We start from the raw sequence: 15,009 nt of genomic DNA on the forward strand, positions 1-15,009 counted from the left end.
CGGCGCGGCCTGCCAGAGGTTCCAGCGCGCGGGGAGCTGGCCGCGCACGGTGCGCCCCCGCGTCCAAGGGGTTACTGCGCTGACACCGCGGCCTTGAATTCCGGATCGCCCCGGTACCGCTGGAAGTCCCGGTCGCGCTGGAACTGCTCGCCCGGTTTGCCCAGGCGCATGGCGGCGGACACGTGCCTCAGCATCCGCGGCTTGTCGCCCTGCAGCGCGTAGTAGCAGGCCAGGTTGTACAGCAGGGTGGCATTGGGGTGCGTGTCGGGATCGAACTGCGCGCCGACCAGGGTGGTCATCACGTCATCGACCAGCCCGGCGTCCTGCGGCCGGCGCATCGCCACCGCCAGGGTCTGGCTCGCGATCACGCTGGTGTTGTAGGCGACGCTGGGATCATCCGAACGCCCGGACGTGTACGGATGCACCCGTGACAGGTAGTGCCGCACCAGTGCCGTCGATGCGTCGACATGCCCGGCCGAATTCAGGCCGTTGAGCAGGCGGGCGTAGCCTTCGGTGACGAACGGCACCGACTGGGCCCCGATGCCCGGATCGCGCGCGATCGTCTCGGCCTGGAGCTGGAAGCGGGCCAGCGCTTCGTCCTCGCCGGCCGCCGCTGCCTCGCCGGTCTGTTGCAGTTGCGCCACGCGCGTCGGCGGCGGCGGCTCTCCCTCGCGGCCGTGCCAGGGCCGGAACGTCGGGCGGCGGATGTACGCCACCTTCGCGTGGTCCAGCGGCACGTCGGTGCCACCGCGGCGCAGCACCAACCGCATCCCGTCCACCTCGCCGAACAGGTCCGGCACCTGCAACAGCAGGGTGGCCGGGCCGTGCGCGGCCGGCAGACGCGCGAACGCGGCGCGGGTCTGCGCCGGGTCCAGCGTCACTTCGACAACGGCGTGCCTGCCCTCGTCCCACGGCGAGCCCCACTCCACCCGCATCGCGGTCGGCAGTCCGCTCAACGGCGGACCGTCCGCATCCAGCGCCACGGTCGGAGCAATGATCCGCCGACCCGCCGGCCGGGCGCGCCACCAGCGGTAGACCGTGGCACCGCTGTCCAGCACCACCGTGCCGGTGACCGCATCGCGCTCGGTCTCCGGCCCTTCGAACGCGGGCACCCACGCCGGGACCGGCTGCGCCGGGGCAGCCGGATCGTGCGCGCTCCGCCGTGGCCGCACGGCGTACAGGCCGAAATCCTCGCGATAGAGCTGCCACAACGCGTCCTCGCCCGCGTGGTCCATGTAGTCGCGCATGCGTATCTGCAGCCACGGACTCGCGCCGGGCAGGACGGTGGACGGGTCCCACCAGGACGTCATGTGCAGGAACTCGTAGTCGCCCTCGTCGCGCCCCACGAAGACCTTGAACTGCAGGACCTCGTCGCCCACCCGCAGGCGGGTGTGCGCATCGCCGAACCAGCACCGGCGCGGCAAGCCGCCCGGCAGGTGCGGCGCGATCACCTTGAACACGCCGCCGGCGACCACCTCCGCCGCATAGCGGACCACCCCACCCTCCACGTGGTAATGGCGGCGGTCGAAGCCGACCACCTCCACGCGCGACGGCCGGCCGCCGTAGCCGCCGGCGAATGAATCCGCCTCGATCTCCACCATCAGCGGCTCCGGTGCGTCCAGTCCCTCCAGGCAGGTGTCGGCCCAGGACAGATGGTCGTCGGTGGACGAACGCGGGTTGCAGTACGTGTCCACCCGCTCGCGATACCCGGTGATGTCCATCTTCCAGGCGGTGTCGCCATCCCACAGCCAGGCCCAGGCGCTCACGTCGTCGCGGCCGAAGGCCACCACCTTCGCCGCGGACAGGGTGGCCTGCAGTCGCGCCGGCTCCAGCGCATTGCCGTCGACCGGGGGCGCATACGGCTTGCGGGCGCGCACGCCGGTGTGCACCCAGTCGACGAAACCCTCGTCGCCGAACGAAATGCCGTTGCGGTGCATCGCCCCGGGCGTGTCGATGGTGTCGAGCAGCCGGCCGTCCGCGCTGAAGCGCCACAGGTAGCCGTCGGCGACCACGATGACCTCGTTCCGCCGTGGCAGCGCGAACATCGCCTGGATGTTGCCCCTGATCTGCCGGCGCACTTCCAGGTGCCCGGACGCGGCCAGGTTGTCCGACAGGCGTGGAAACGCCGGGTCGTGCTGGGCGGCGAACAACAGCGATTGGATACCGGTCATCAAAAGCACGCATACCGACAGCGCCAGCAATACGCCGGCGGGAAGAAGTTTCTTCAGCATCCGCCTGCGCGGGCGGTCCGTGGGTTGGCGGCTCATTCGTCCGTCGCCAACCGGATGATCGCGCCGGCGCGGTCGTCGGCGACCCAGATGGCACCGTCGGCGGCAACGGCCATGCCCACCGGCGATCCCTGCGGGTGCAGCCCGCGACGCAGGCCCCACCCGGGCGTCAGCACCACCGGCGTGGCGGCCGGCGCCGCGCCGTACGCGCGGTGGCCGGCGCCGTAGATCGGGAAGCGCGGACGCGGGTCGGGAATCGGCACCCCGCGCACATCCACCGCGAAGCTGGCGATGCGGCCGCCGACCGAGCGGTAGCCGTGCCAGCTCATCAGCAGCCGCCCCTGCAACGCCGGGAACATCGCGCCGTCGTACCAGAGCATGTCCAGCGGCGCCGCGTGCGGCGGCAACAGCAGCGCCGCGGTGGCGTGCGAGTCGGACCGGCACCACTCCCCCCTGTCGGGCCATGCGGGCGTGACGTGGGACGTCGCCGTGCAATAGGGCCAGCCGAAATGCCGGCCCGCCTCGATGATGTTGAGCTCCTCGAACGGCACCCAGCGGCTTTCGAAGTCGTAGCTGTTCTCCGCCTGCAGGACCGTCCCCGAGGAATGCACCGCGAGCGCCACCGAGTTGCGCAGCCCGCGCGCCATTACCGTGTAGTCCGGCGACCAGCCACCCTCGCCATCGCGCGGATAGACCCGCAGCGACGCTGCGTCCGACTCGCCTTCGCTCTCCGCGCACAGGCCGGCGTCGGTACGCGCCCCGTCGCCGGCGCACTGGTCGCTCGGCGCCCCGACGTTCACCAGCAGGTCGCCATCGGGCAGGAACACGAAGCTCGACAGCGGATGCCGGTGCGCATGCAGGCGGTTGTCGGGCAACCCGGTAACGACCGGTTCGATGGTCGCCGCGGGCGTCGCCGCCCCGGGGTCGAAACGGACGATCCGGCTCATCTCGCCGATGTAGACCCGCCCGTCGGGACCACGGACGATGGCATGCGGCAGGTGCAGCCCGTCGATGATCCGCTCCAGCGTGGCGCCTTCACCGGGACGCGTGTGCAGCTTCCACACCGCACCGTGCGAGCCGTCCCAGCGGCCCAGGTCGGTCACCAGCCAGGTGTCGGCGTCCAGTTGCAGCAGCGAGCGCGGCAGGCGCAGTTCGCGTGCGGGGTCCTGCACGGTCGGGCCGGCCACCAGCCCGGCGCACATGCCGCGCATGGTCTCGATCGCCAGGCGCGGATAGCCGTCGCATGGCGCGCCCTGCACGGCATAGCGCTCACGCGCCGCGCAGGGCAGCGCCGACAGCAGGCACGTCGCAGCCACTGCCAAGGTACGCAACATCGTCATCGACCCCCCTTGATCCACGTCGGCCGCATACCGCGATGCCGACCCGGATAGCCTACCCCCAAGGTGATTGCCGCGAGTCACCGGCACCATCCCGCCCGCGCATGGCATTGTCGAATCCCGGCGCCCTCGCCCGTCGTCAGGAGACCGGCGGCGCTGCCGCTTCCACCCGAGGACACCCCGCATGATCTCCAAGAACACCATCTGCCTGTGGTTCGACGGCGACGCGCTGGACGCCGCGACCTTCTATGCCGAGACCTTCCCCGACAGCTCGGTCGACGCCGTGCACCACGCGCCGGGCGACTACCCCGACGGCCAGCAGGGCGACGTGCTGACGGTCGACTTCACCGTGATGGGCATCCCCTGCATGGGCCTGAACGGCGGGCCGATGTTCAAGCACAGCGAGGCGTTCTCGTTCCAGGTCGCCGCCGACGACCAGGCCGAGACCGACCGCTACTGGGACGCCATCGTCGGCAACGGCGGTCAGGAGAGCGAGTGCGGCTGGTGCAAGGACAAGTGGGGCGTGTCGTGGCAGATCACCCCGCGCGTGCTGACCAACGCGTGGACCGACCCGGACCGCGCCGCCGCCAAGCGCGCGTTCGACGCAATGATGACGATGCGCAAGATCGATGTCGCCGCGATCGAGGCCGCGCGACGGGGGTGAAGGATGCCCGGCAAGGGCGGAGCACTCGCCTTGGAGCAACACTTCCAGCCCCTTCCGGTCGATCTCCAGCAGCTTGAGCGACGGACCGCTTGCCTCGGTCTACGGAACGACCTACTCCCCGGCTACAGCAGAAATCGCCCGCCGGCCCGCTTTGGGGGGCGCCGGCGCGCCTGCGGACGCAGCATTTCCACCACTTCCATCAGGTCGATCCATGCCTTGATCGGATCGAGCGGAGGCGGCATGCGGCCCTCCCCCCCCTCGCGGACGAGGACGACGCGGTCGTTGTCAATCGGAAAGTTCGTCGACGAGCGCTTCAAACAGATCCTCCCGTTCGAACAGACCGAAATACTTCCTCAACTCCTCGCGGTCGAGGGTCTCGAAATGCGCACGCAGCAGCGCCCGGATGTCGTCCAGGTCGCGCGTGCGTGTCGGGTCATTGATATATCCCTGCAGCTTGAATGCAACCAGCCCCTCGGCACTGATCACCCGCAATCGCCCCATGGGCGTATCACGCTCGTTGGCGGTCGCCAGCAGATGACGGGCGATGGGGCGGTGCGCATACAGCACGTCGAGACCCTCATCGCCCCGCAGGTAGTTGGCCGCATCCTCGCTGCGATGGATGCAGCGGTAGCCGAGCTCCAACAGCAGTTCGTGCGACCGTTCGCCATCGTCTGCATCAACGAGGAAATCGACATCACGCGTGGCACGCACGACATCGTGTGCGGCCAACGCGAGCCCGCCAATCAGCGCCGGCGGGACCCGCAAACGGGTGAAGGCGGCAAGGGATTCCCGGATCTGGTCAAGCAGGCTGGCCATCCGCGCATCCTAGCGCGCTGGTCAGTCGCCCGGCGCGTCCCCGTCCAGACAATCCAACGCCGCACCGAGGTACCCCGCCGTCCGGCTGCCGCGCACCTTCGCCACCTCGCGCGGGCGGCCCTCGGCGACGATCCTTCCTCCGCGCTCGCCGGCGCCCGGCCCCATGTCGATCACCCAGTCGGCCTGCGCCACCACGCGCATCTCGTGTTCGATCACCACCACCGTGTTGCCGGCTTCGACCAGCCGGTGCAACTGCGCCATCAGGCGATCGACGTCGGCGGCGTGCAGGCCGGTGGTGGGCTCGTCGAGCACGTACAGGCTGCGGCCGCGCTGGCTGCGCTGCAGCTCGGTCGCCAGCTTGATGCGCTGGGCCTCGCCGCCGGACAGCTCGGTGGCGGGCTGGCCCAGCCGCAGGTAGCCCAAGCCGATCTCCCGCAGCAGGTGCAGCGGGCGGGCAATGGCCTCCTGCCCGCTGAAGAACCCGGCGGCCTGCTCGACCGTCATGCCCAGCACCTCGGCGATGTTGCGGCCGTTCCACCGCACCTGCAGCGTGGCGTCGTTGTAGCGGGCGCCGTGGCAGGTCGGGCACGGCGCGTGGACGCTGGGCATGAACAGCAGCTCGACGCTGACCACGCCCTCGCCTTCGCAGGTCTCGCAGCGGCCCTTGGCGACGTTGAACGAAAAGCGGCCGGCGTCGAAGCGGCGGCGGCGCGCCTCGGGCGTGGCGGCGAACAGCTTGCGCACGTGGTCGAACAGGCCGGTGTAGGTGGCGAGGTTGGAGCGCGGCGTGCGGCCGATGGGCTTCTGGTCGACCTGCACCAGCCGCTTCACGGCATCGACGTCGCCGGCCAGGTGGCCGCGGGTGCGCTCGATGGCGGACGGCGCGTCGGGGGTGTCGTCGTCGCTGTCCTCGGGCTCGTGGCCCAGGTGCAGGCGGACCAGCTCGGCCAGTGCCTGGGCGATCAGGCTGGACTTGCCCGAGCCGGAGATGCCGGTGACCGCGGTCAGCACGCCCAGCGGGACGCGCGCGTCCAGCCCGTGCAGGTTGTGGCGGTGCAGGCCCTGCAGCTCCAGCCAGCCGGACGGCGTGCGCTCATGGCTGCCGGGCGCCGGCGTGGTGCCGAACAGGTACTGCGCCGTGCGCGACTGCTTGATCTTGGCCAGCCCGGCCGGCGGCCCGCTGTAGAGCACTTCGCCGCCGCGCTCGCCGGCGTCGGGGCCGACGTCGACCAGCCACTGCGCGCGGCGCATCAGCTCCAGGTCGTGCTCGACCACGAAGACCGAATTGCCGGCGTCGCGCAGCTGCTCCAGCGCGTCGTACAGCGCCTGGCTGTCGGCCGGGTGCAGGCCGGCGGACGGCTCGTCGAGCACGTAGACCACGCCGAACAGGTGCGAGCGCAGCTGCGTGGCCAGCCGCAGGCGCTGCAGCTCGCCGGGCGACAGCGTCGGCGTGCTGCGGTCCAGCGACAGGTAGCCCAGCCCCAGCGCTTGCAGTGTGTGCAGCCGGCCGACGACGCCCTCCGCCAAGCGCTGCGCGGCCAGCCGCTTCTCCTCGGACATCGCCGGGGTGCGGCGCACGTCGGGCGCGGCGGCGTGGGTGGCCTGTTTGGCGGCGGCGCGTTTCGCGCGGTCACGTCTGGTCGCGCTGGCGTTGGTGCTGCCCTCGCCCGCTTCCGCAGGGAGCGCCCCTTCGGCGACCGGCTGCAACAGTTCCACCACCCGGTCCAGCGGCAGGCGCGAGAGCTCGCCGATATCGACCCCGGCGAACGTCACCGACAGCGCCTCACGCTTGAGCCGCTTGCCGTCGCACTCCGGGCACAGCCGGCCCTCGAGGAAGCGCGACACCCGCTTCTTCATCAGCGCGCTCTGGGTGGTGGCGAACGTGTGCAGCACGTAGCGGCGCGCGCCGGTGTAGGTGCCCATGTAACTGGGCTCGGCCTTGCGCCTGAGCGCGGCGCGGGTTTCGGCCGGGGTGAAGCCGGCGTACACCGGCGCCGTCGGCGCCTCCTCGGTGAACAGGATCCAGTCGCGGTCCTTCTTCGGCAGGTCCTTCCAGGGTTTGTCGACATCAAAGCCGAGCGTGACCAGGATGTCGCGCAGGTTCTGCCCGTGCCACGCCGGCGGCCACGAGGCGATCGCCTTCTCGCGGATGGTCAGCGACGGGTCCGGCACCATCAGCGCCTCGGTCACCTCGTACACGTGGCCGAGCCCGTGGCAACGCGGGCACGCGCCCTGCGGCGTGTTCGGCGAGAAGTCCTCGGCGTACAGCATCGGCTGCTCGGCCGGGTACGCGCCGGCGCGGGAATACATCATCCGCACCAGGCTCGACAACGTGGTCACGCTGCCGACGCTGGAGCGCGCGTTGCTGGCCCCGCGCTGCTGCTGCAGGGCGATCGCCGGCGGCAGGCCCTCGATGGCGTCGACATCCGGCACGCCTGCCTGGTCGATCAGCCGCCGCGCGTAAGGCGCCACCGATTCGAAATAGCGGCGCTGCGCCTCGGCGTAGATCGTCCCGAACGCCAGCGACGACTTGCCCGAGCCGGACACGCCGGAGAACACCACCAGCCGGTCGCGCGGCACGTCGAGGTCGACGTCCTTGAGGTTGTGCTCGCGGGCGCCGCGGACGCGGACGCAGCCGTCGTCACGGGCGATCACGGGGGCCGGGCTGTTGGCAGGCGTCGGGCTGCTGGCGGGCGACGTGCCGGCCGGCGACTCGTCGGCGGAGCGGGGTTTGGCGGCGCGGGGCATGCCTCAGTCGCGCAGCAGGCGGCGGGCCGTTTCTGCCGCGGACTGCAGCACGCCGGCGTAGGCGGTACGGCCCCGCGGCGCGTTCGCGGCCGCGCTCTCCAGCCCGTCCACCAGCGCCTGCATCAATGCCGCCGCGTTGTACTGGTCGGCCAGCTCGGCCATCGACCGGGACACCGCATCGCGCACGTGCCAGTCCACGTTGACGCCCTTCTCGGCTTCATTGGCGAGGTCGATGACGCGTAGCAGGTGCGGCGTCACCAGACCGACAACGGTGGCTCTCATGGTTGGGACCTGAAATCGGGGACGGGAAGGCTAACGCAGCCGGCGCCCCTAGAGGGCAAACGCGCGACCGGTCAGCGTAGGCGCCGCAGCGGTGCGCGCCGCCGGAGCCGCGCCTCCCGGCCCACCCTGGCCACCACCAGCGCCGCCGCGGCCGCGGAGATCCCGTCTTCGACCACGCCGGTGGGCGTCTGCCCGTAGCGTTTCAGCGCGTACTTGCGCAGCCGGAAGGTGGCGTAGGACGAGCCGACCGCGGCGGCCGCCCCCAGCAACGCGGCGGTGTTGCGTTGCCGCGCCGGGGCCAGCGCGACGCCGGCGATCGCGCCGGTGGCGCAGCGGGCCAGCAGGCCGGGCAGCGCGATGCGGTCCGGCGCACTCTTCATCTTGTCGCCGGCCATCTCCGCCAGCGCGAGTGCACTGGTGGCGGCCGAGGTGACGGGGCTGGCCAGCCAGCGCGGCGCCCCGGTGTCGCGCGGAAGCAGGTCGTCGCGCGCGGCGTTGGCCACCGCCGCCAGTGGCGTCACCGCTCGCATCCCGCCGACCGCGGCCATCAGAACCGAATGGACCAGTGCCATCTGCAATCTCCCTGTGTCGGTGCGCGCGGTGTCAGGTGCGCGGCGAGTGGCGGCCTTCGGCGAACTCCTCGACGATCTTTTTGCAGAACGCCGGCAGGTCATCGGGCTTGCGGCTGGACACGATGCCCTTGTCGGTCACCACCTCCTCGTCCACCACCTCGGCGCCGGCATTGCGCAGGTCGGTGCGCACGCTGGGCCAGGACGTCATGCGGCGGCCGCGCACCACGTCGGCCTCGATCATCACCCACGGCCCGTGGCAGATCACGCCGATCGGCTTGCCGCTGCGGAAGAAGTCACGCACGAACCCCACCGCCGCCTCGTCCATGCGCAACCTGTCGGGATTGGCCACGCCGCCGGGCAGGATCAACGCGTCGAAGTCCTCAACCTTCGCGTCCGCCACCCGGCCGTCGACCTTGAGCCTGTCGCCGGGCTTGTCGTGGTGCATCCCCTGGATCTCGCCGTCCTTGATCGACAGCAACCGGGTGGTCGCCCCGGCCTGCTCCACCGCCTTCTTCGGCTCGGTCAGCTCGACCTGTTCGACGCCATCGGTGGCGAGGATGGCGACGGTCTTGTTCTGAAGCGCACTGCTCATGGGACCTCCTGCAAGTCCGGACGCGGCCACGTGCCGCAGGCCCGCAGGATGCAACCGGGGCCATGGGCACGGCGTGACCGTGCAGGCCCGCCCCCCTTACGGCCCGCACTGCCATTGGCCGGCGAACGTGCGCCGGGCGCCGTCGGCGCGGTGGTACGTCAGGGTTGCCGGGCCGGGTGGCGACTCACCGCCCTGCGTGGCGGGGCCGGTGAGCTCGACCAGCACCACCTTGCCGGCGCCCGAGAAACGCGCGCCGCGCAGCATGCCGTCGAAGCCACCCGGCGCCGCGACCGGCTCCACGTAGTCGCCGACCTTAACCACGCCGCGGGCGGGCGCATCCGAGGCGACATCGCCCTCGGCCAGCAACAGCGGCGCATCGCCCGGCGCGGCGGAAAAGCTGCACGCGAGTTCACCGGCCAGCGACGCGCCCTCGATGTCCGCCGCGGTGAGCGGCGACAGCGTGATCGCCGAGCCGTCGCCACCGACGGTGTCGCCCTCGCCACCCGCCGGCGACGGCGCATCGCCCACCGGCACCAGCCGATGCGCCGAGTCCGTGCAGACCACCAGGGCGCCCTCGCCGGCCGTCGCGGCCACCACCTGCACCCGCATGCCGACGGCCAGCGCCTCCACGTCCACCGGCGGCGCCTTGCACAGGCTCCAGCGGGCCGGCAACTGCACGTCGACCCGGCCGCGGTCGGCGGTGTCCACCTGCACGACCGCATGGCCGTCGTAGGCCCACGGCTGGGTGTCGATGGACGCCACCACGCCGGTGGCGCGGACGGCCCCGTCGGCAGCGGGGGCCGCGTCGGGCGGCGTGGCGCAAGCGGTGGCAAGCAACGTGGCGGCGATTACGAGAGAAGAGCGAAATCCGCTGGGGGTACGGGGCATGACCGGCTCCGGGGGTCTGGGTGGGGGTGGACGGCAGCCTAGCAGCGGGCGCGCGACGCCCGCGGCTGCCTAGAACAGCACCGCGTGTCGCCCGCGCCCGCTCCCCGCCAAACCGTCAAATACCACCGACCCGGTAGCGACATCCCATTCGAACGGCGCGCCGTCGTACGGGCTGCGCATCGGCGACTCGCGCACGGCCGCCGCTACACCTTCCCTCCCGACGCCTCCGCCCCGCAGGCTGGCCACCGAAAGCGTGGCGCGGCGCAACCCCTCGAGATCGCTGGCCCGCGCGATGTAATCGGAATAAACGGCTTCGGTCGCCACCGAATCGAGAACGGCGCCGACCGGGTTGTACGGGTGGAAACGCAGCCCCGCCTGCTCCCCTGGCCGCGCGAGACGCTCGAGTGCCTGACCGAGCTCCGGATAGGGCAGCTCCGACAGCGTGCCCAACCGCACCATGCGAGCGGCAGTCAGGTTGAGCGTCGCCTGCTCTTGGTAGTGGGGGCGCAGCAGGCGGTCGGCCGTGCTCTTTTCAAAGGAGGCGTCCTGACCGTCCGGCGGCATGGCCGCCCGCATCGAGTTCGCGACAAAGTGCCATTCACCGCCAAACGCCCGGGCAAGCGAGCGCTCGGCCACCGTCAGCGATTGCTGCCAGGACGGCGGCACGGCCGCGTCCGCGAGATCGGGCGGGAGCTCGCGCAGCGCAAGGTTGCCCAATGCGAAGTTCCGCCGGACCGCCCCCACGGCCACCATCTTGGTGATCAGCGTGTCCGACGAGGCCAGCACCTGCCGCCAGAACACCAGGTCCCGCTCCAGCAGGTCGCGCACGGCCGCCGGTTCACCCGCGAGGGCCTGTTGCCGTGCGTCGAGCAAATGCAGCTTCTGCGCCTCCATCGCAGTTTGGTAGGGCGGCAACTGCGCGACCACGTCATCGGGAATCACCTCCCGCCAACCCTCGGTCGCGAGCATGCGGCGGTACCGCTCAAGCAGCCACTGCTCCGACTCCAGCCATTGCGCGAGCGCCCCGGGGTGGGCGCCCAGGGCCTCCGCACAGGCCGGAGCCTCGCTGCACGCCTCGGCGAGCGCGGTGACCTCCGGACGGCGCGCGGCTCTATAGCCCGACTCCGCGTCCGGCCCGCCAGCCAGACCCAGCATGTGGACATAGCCGTTGGCGGCATCGACCCATACCGGGCGGTCATGCTTCATCGCGACCAGCCGCTCCACGTCGGCGGAAGGCGGCTGGTCATTCCAGTTGACGATCACGAGCGCCAGGTACGCGACTGTCGGAACCCCCACCAGCATGCACACCGCCCAGGCGATACCGCGCATTACCCCTGTCTTGTTCATTGCCTCTCCCCCGGGATTCCATTCATGTGGCCAGCCCATCGGCCCGCTGCCCCCATCCATGATGTCAGCACGCGCTGGTCGCCGCTCTGTGGGCCAGCGCCCGTGGCATTTCGCGTTGGAGAGGTAGACCGACCGGCGTCAGGTCGTGTCTCCACCCGGACAGGGTCTGCCACCCAGGAGCTGGTCATGCCCAACGACCGCACCGCCATGAACGCGCGGGACCACCTGCGGCGAATGATCGACGAACAACGCGCCCGCTCCGTGCTGCCGGCGGTGGGCGTCGGCCTCACCTCGGGCAGCGACATCGCCCTGCGCGTGGAGCGCGGCGTCCGGCAGTGGAAGGAGGACGCGCCGATCACTTCGGCCGATCGCTGGTGCCTGGGGTCGATCTCCAAACCGCTCACCGGGCTGCTGGCCGCGCGGCTGATCGACCAGAACAAGCTGTCCTGGAACACCCGCATCGGCGACGTATTCCCCGACCTGATCGAATGGCTGGAGAGCGACCGCGAGGTCCTGCCGGGCATGTCGATCCCCCGCGAGTCGCGACGCTGGGCCGACCATTACGCGCGCGTCACCGTGGCGGACCTGATGACCCACTCCTCCGGCCTGCCGGGTGCGCCGTCCGTCGACCAGGAAGAGGCGCTGGGCCTGCTGGACGTCCCGGCCGGCAGCACACCGTCGAAGAACCTCATCGCCAAGCGCCGGATGTACGCGCGGCTGGCCATGCTCGACGAGCCTTTCAGCGACCCCGGGGCTACGAAGAAGGAGGGTCTCAGGTCCCATCGCTACACCGGCGGCTGCGTCATCGTCACGTCGATGATGGAGAAGCGCACCGGCCAGACGTGGGAGCAGTTGATGAAGGCGCATGTCTTCGAGCCGCTCGGCATCAAGCGGTACTCCTTCAACCGGCTCTCGGCCACCAGCAAGCTAGACGGGCCGCGGTTCCACGGCTTCGACGGGAATGGCGTGCTGCGCACCACCGCGCACCTCAACACCAGCCAGATCGCCTACACCCACGCGCCGTCGGGCGCGGTGTGCCTGTCGCTGCGCGCGTTCGGGCGGCTTATCGCCGAGGTGGCGACCAATACCCACAGGTTCCTCTCACCGGAGACCTGGCGCCAATACACCAGCATCTGCCCGCCGGGCCTCAGCGTGCCGTTCACCGTCGGCGGCTGGTCCACCAACGAGGCGCGATCGACCATCGGCCACAACGGCGACAACGGCTGGTCGCGGGCGAATTGCCAAATCAACCTGCTGAACCGCACCGCCGCCTACGCCTTCACCAACATCTCGGGCGAACGCGCCATCGAGGCCACCGAGGCGCTCACCCGGGAAGCGCTGGCGATGGCCGAGGGCTGGGAGCTGTTCCGCTACCTGCACGAGGCGGTGCCCGCCCGCAGCGTGACGCTGTCATCGGAGGACGGCGCCTCCAACTCCGCGCCGGCGTCGGTGATGAACAGCCCCGAGTTCGCGACCGGCTGGAAGAGCCGCACCAACGCACCATGGATCGACGTCGAGTTCCACCATGAGGAAACCATCCGTGGCATCGCCCTGTACCAGCCGACCGCCGGCAGCGTGCACACGATCAAGCTGCACTTCCCGCCCGAGCCGCGGCAGGTGGGCGTGCCGGAGCTGCGCCCCGCCCCGCAGACGGTGATCGGGCAGGTACACCTGCTGTCGGACAACAAGCACGTGCTGCACGTGGTACTGCCCGCGCACCGCACCGCACGGCGGTTCCGGATGCAGATCTGGCAGGGCGGCCGCCCGATGCGGATCAACCGGCTGATCTTTATCCGGGCGCGGTAGCGGGCCACCCGCGCCTGCAGGCCGGGTGCCCTACGCGTACCGCGAGCTGGCGGTCAGCCGCCGTCGCGTTCCAGTTCCCGGCGCTGCTCCCGGCCGACCACCTCCGGCGCGCGCAACCACTGCCCGTCGGCATCGAGGAACGGCGACCCGCGCTCGCCGCGCAGGCGGGCACCGAGCACGCCGGCGAGGATCCGCAACCCGCCCCACGCGAACGCCAGTGGCGTGGCGCGCACCGGCGCGGTGGCGGAAGCGGTGTTGAGCACGCAGCGGCCGGCCGGGCCGAAAGCCGCGTCGAGCTGCTGCGGGGTGGCGTCCAGACACGCCGTGACCAGCCCCAGGTACGGGAGCCCGGCATTGCGCGAGGTGTTGCCCAGCGGCGTGCGGCAGCACCCGGCGTACCAGCGCAGCGTGCCGTTGGGGCTGAGCGACATGCAGGCCACCTGCTCCGCGCCGGCCGTCAGCCGCACGGTGGCCGGCGCCGTGGGCACGACATCGGTGCCGCCCGCCTCGTCCAGCACGCCCGGTTGCCCGAGGAACCGCGCATACGCCCGGCAATCCTTGCAGTAGCAGATGGCCCGGGCGTACGCGCGTCCGGGCTGCATCTCCCCGCGGACGGCGCCGCAGCGGCATTTCAGTGGCAGGGGCATGGGTGTTCTCGCAGGCATGGTCACGAGCCCTCGGGACGGTCGAAAGCCGGAGCGTTTCGGAGCGATTCGCAGGCGGATCATAGATGGACGGACCACGCGTTGCGTCCGTCTCGACGGTCCGGTTTCGCGCCGCTCCTGCATCCGGCTGAACCCGCTACGCAGGTTCCGCCTATGGGTCCTACCGTCTCAGCGCCAGTAGGGTGCGCCACGGCCCACCGCGCCCTTCCCTGCGGTGTTCCCACACCACGGTGAATCCCGCCCGCGCGAGGTGGGCATCGAACGGGGCCGGCGCCCACCGCACGACCCGGTAGTCGCCGCCGACTCCGTGTTCCCGGACCTCGTCGTCGCCTTCGGGGTACATCAGCAATAGCGACGCGCCGGGGTCCAAAGCGTCCGCCAGCTTGCGCAGCGCCCCATCCAACTGGGCGCGCTCGAAGTGTTGCAGCACACAAAGCATCATCGCGCCGCCATAGCGCCCCTCGATCGGGTCCGACAGCAGGTCGAGACGCTCGCAGCGCTTGCCGCGTTCGGCCTGGAGCTCGCAGAAGGCCGCCGTGACGTCGGTGCGGTGCACGGCGACGCCCAGCGCCTCGAGCGCATCGGCATCCCATCCCGGACCGGAGCCGATCTCCAGCACGCGCGTGCCGGGCGCCACCTCCGCGGCCAGACGCCGCAGCGCTTCGGCACTGGCCGACGGCTTGCCTGCCACCGTGGCGACGTACTCGCGCGCGGAGCGTTCGTAGTCCATGACAGTGCGACGGTTGTTGTCGCGCGCGTCCCGCGCCATCGACGCAACTCCTTCGAAGACCCGCCACGCTGGGGGCAAGCGGCAGTCTGCTCCTGAAACCATTTTTACGGCGGTGCAGACAAACACGCCCGACAGCGGTTTATGGGCATGCAGCGCCGAAAACCCCCAGACGGCGTTAACACCGGCTTGACGACCCAACGCCCAGTCCGCGCAGTTCGCAGACCCGCCCTGCCTGCAACCGACCATCGACTTCACCGAACGCGTGTCGGCGGCGTTCGAGCTGCCCCGCTGGGCCAAAAGGTTGAATAACCTGCCCTGTTGTTGAACTCTAAGG

At 70.9% G+C, this 15,009-nt stretch carries 13 protein-coding genes; 2 read left to right on the forward strand and 11 right to left on the reverse strand.

Features of this window, described 5'->3' with window-relative positions; all coding sequences use genetic code 11:
* Positions 1-71: 71 nt before the first annotated feature.
* Positions 72-2,231 carry a TPR end-of-group domain-containing protein gene (locus tag U8331_RS09455; protein WP_481130796.1) on the reverse strand — a complete coding sequence of 720 codons (2,160 nt, stop codon included), beginning with the start codon at positions 2,229-2,231 and terminating at the stop codon, positions 72-74.
* 32 nt (positions 2,232-2,263) lie between these two features.
* Positions 2,264-3,568: a PQQ-dependent sugar dehydrogenase gene (locus U8331_RS09460; RefSeq protein ID WP_481130797.1), complete on the reverse strand. Its 1,305-nt coding sequence runs from the start codon at positions 3,566-3,568 to the stop codon at positions 2,264-2,266.
* Between the two features lie 181 nt (positions 3,569-3,749).
* Here U8331_RS09460 and U8331_RS09465 point away from each other — a divergent pair, with 181 nt between their 5' ends.
* A complete protein-coding gene (locus tag U8331_RS09465; RefSeq protein WP_481130798.1) occupies positions 3,750-4,229 on the forward strand; it encodes a VOC family protein in 480 nt (159 codons plus the stop codon).
* A 285-nt stretch (positions 4,230-4,514) separates the two neighbouring features.
* Here U8331_RS09465 and U8331_RS09470 read toward each other — a convergent pair whose 3' ends face one another.
* From U8331_RS09470 to U8331_RS09500, 7 genes are all read right to left on the reverse strand, one after another.
* The gene (locus tag U8331_RS09470) at positions 4,515-5,045 is read right to left on the reverse strand and encodes a nucleotidyltransferase family protein (RefSeq protein WP_481130799.1); all 531 of its coding nucleotides are present in this window, start codon (positions 5,043-5,045) and stop codon (positions 4,515-4,517) included.
* Between the two features lie 21 nt (positions 5,046-5,066).
* Positions 5,067-7,793, reverse strand: coding sequence for an excinuclease ABC subunit UvrA (locus U8331_RS09475; RefSeq protein ID WP_481130800.1), 2,727 nt, complete (start codon positions 7,791-7,793; stop codon positions 5,067-5,069).
* 3 nt (positions 7,794-7,796) lie between these two features.
* On the reverse strand, positions 7,797-8,075 hold the full coding sequence (locus U8331_RS09480) for a hypothetical protein (protein WP_481130801.1): 279 nt from the start codon (positions 8,073-8,075) through the stop codon (positions 7,797-7,799).
* 71 nt (positions 8,076-8,146) lie between these two features.
* Complete coding sequence (locus tag U8331_RS09485; RefSeq protein ID WP_481130802.1) at positions 8,147-8,647, reverse strand: DUF4126 family protein; 501 nt, start codon at positions 8,645-8,647, stop codon at positions 8,147-8,149.
* Positions 8,648-8,678: 31 nt separating this feature from the next.
* On the reverse strand, positions 8,679-9,239 hold the full coding sequence (locus tag U8331_RS09490) for a type 1 glutamine amidotransferase domain-containing protein (RefSeq protein WP_481130803.1): 561 nt from the start codon (positions 9,237-9,239) through the stop codon (positions 8,679-8,681).
* Positions 9,240-9,335: 96 nt separating this feature from the next.
* Complete coding sequence (locus tag U8331_RS09495) at positions 9,336-10,127, reverse strand: hypothetical protein (RefSeq protein ID WP_481130804.1); 792 nt, start codon at positions 10,125-10,127, stop codon at positions 9,336-9,338.
* A gap of 69 nt (positions 10,128-10,196) precedes the next feature.
* Entirely contained in the window at positions 10,197-11,474 is a 1,278-nt protein-coding gene (locus U8331_RS09500) for a hypothetical protein (RefSeq protein WP_481130805.1), read from the reverse strand.
* Between the two features lie 186 nt (positions 11,475-11,660).
* On the opposite strand from U8331_RS09500, the gene U8331_RS09505 reads away from it, so the two are divergent.
* Positions 11,661-13,280 carry a serine hydrolase domain-containing protein gene (locus tag U8331_RS09505; RefSeq protein WP_481130806.1) on the forward strand — a complete coding sequence of 540 codons (1,620 nt, stop codon included), beginning with the start codon at positions 11,661-11,663 and terminating at the stop codon, positions 13,278-13,280.
* A gap of 53 nt (positions 13,281-13,333) precedes the next feature.
* On the opposite strand, the gene U8331_RS09510 is transcribed toward U8331_RS09505, so the two are convergent.
* Both U8331_RS09510 and U8331_RS09515 read right to left on the reverse strand, forming a co-directional pair.
* Positions 13,334-13,927: a DUF6151 family protein gene (locus U8331_RS09510; protein ID WP_481130807.1), complete on the reverse strand. Its 594-nt coding sequence runs from the start codon at positions 13,925-13,927 to the stop codon at positions 13,334-13,336.
* Between the two features lie 178 nt (positions 13,928-14,105).
* Positions 14,106-14,714 (reverse strand): class I SAM-dependent methyltransferase, encoded by a 609-nt coding sequence (locus tag U8331_RS09515; RefSeq protein ID WP_481130808.1) that lies wholly within the window; start codon positions 14,712-14,714, stop codon positions 14,106-14,108.
* Between the last annotated feature and the right edge of the window lie 295 nt (positions 14,715-15,009).

The sequence above is a fragment of the Lysobacter sp. CC-YZS074 genome (genome assembly GCF_056739745.1).

What these genes read in the sequence shown, in the direction of transcription:
- U8331_RS09515 (WP_481130808.1), bottom strand. Translation starts at nt 14,714, where the DNA reads ATGGCGCGGGACGCGCGCGACAACAACCGTCGCACTGTCATGGACTAC.
- U8331_RS09460 (WP_481130797.1), bottom strand. Translation starts at nt 3,568, where the DNA reads ATGACGATGTTGCGTACCTTGGCAGTGGCTGCGACGTGCCTGCTGTCG.
- U8331_RS09480 (WP_481130801.1), bottom strand. Translation starts at nt 8,075, where the DNA reads ATGAGAGCCACCGTTGTCGGTCTGGTGACGCCGCACCTGCTACGCGTC.
- U8331_RS09510 (WP_481130807.1), bottom strand. Translation starts at nt 13,927, where the DNA reads ATGCCCCTGCCACTGAAATGCCGCTGCGGCGCCGTCCGCGGGGAGATG.
- U8331_RS09505 (WP_481130806.1), top strand. Translation starts at nt 11,661, where the DNA reads ATGCCCAACGACCGCACCGCCATGAACGCGCGGGACCACCTGCGGCGA.
- U8331_RS09495 (WP_481130804.1), bottom strand. Translation starts at nt 10,127, where the DNA reads ATGCCCCGTACCCCCAGCGGATTTCGCTCTTCTCTCGTAATCGCCGCC.
- U8331_RS09475 (WP_481130800.1), bottom strand. Translation starts at nt 7,793, where the DNA reads ATGCCCCGCGCCGCCAAACCCCGCTCCGCCGACGAGTCGCCGGCCGGC.
- U8331_RS09470 (WP_481130799.1), bottom strand. Translation starts at nt 5,045, where the DNA reads ATGGCCAGCCTGCTTGACCAGATCCGGGAATCCCTTGCCGCCTTCACC.
- U8331_RS09485 (WP_481130802.1), bottom strand. Translation starts at nt 8,647, where the DNA reads ATGGCACTGGTCCATTCGGTTCTGATGGCCGCGGTCGGCGGGATGCGA.
- U8331_RS09500 (WP_481130805.1), bottom strand. Translation starts at nt 11,474, where the DNA reads ATGAACAAGACAGGGGTAATGCGCGGTATCGCCTGGGCGGTGTGCATG.
- U8331_RS09455 (WP_481130796.1), bottom strand. Translation starts at nt 2,231, where the DNA reads ATGCTGAAGAAACTTCTTCCCGCCGGCGTATTGCTGGCGCTGTCGGTA.
- U8331_RS09490 (WP_481130803.1), bottom strand. Translation starts at nt 9,239, where the DNA reads ATGAGCAGTGCGCTTCAGAACAAGACCGTCGCCATCCTCGCCACCGAT.
- U8331_RS09465 (WP_481130798.1), top strand. Translation starts at nt 3,750, where the DNA reads ATGATCTCCAAGAACACCATCTGCCTGTGGTTCGACGGCGACGCGCTG.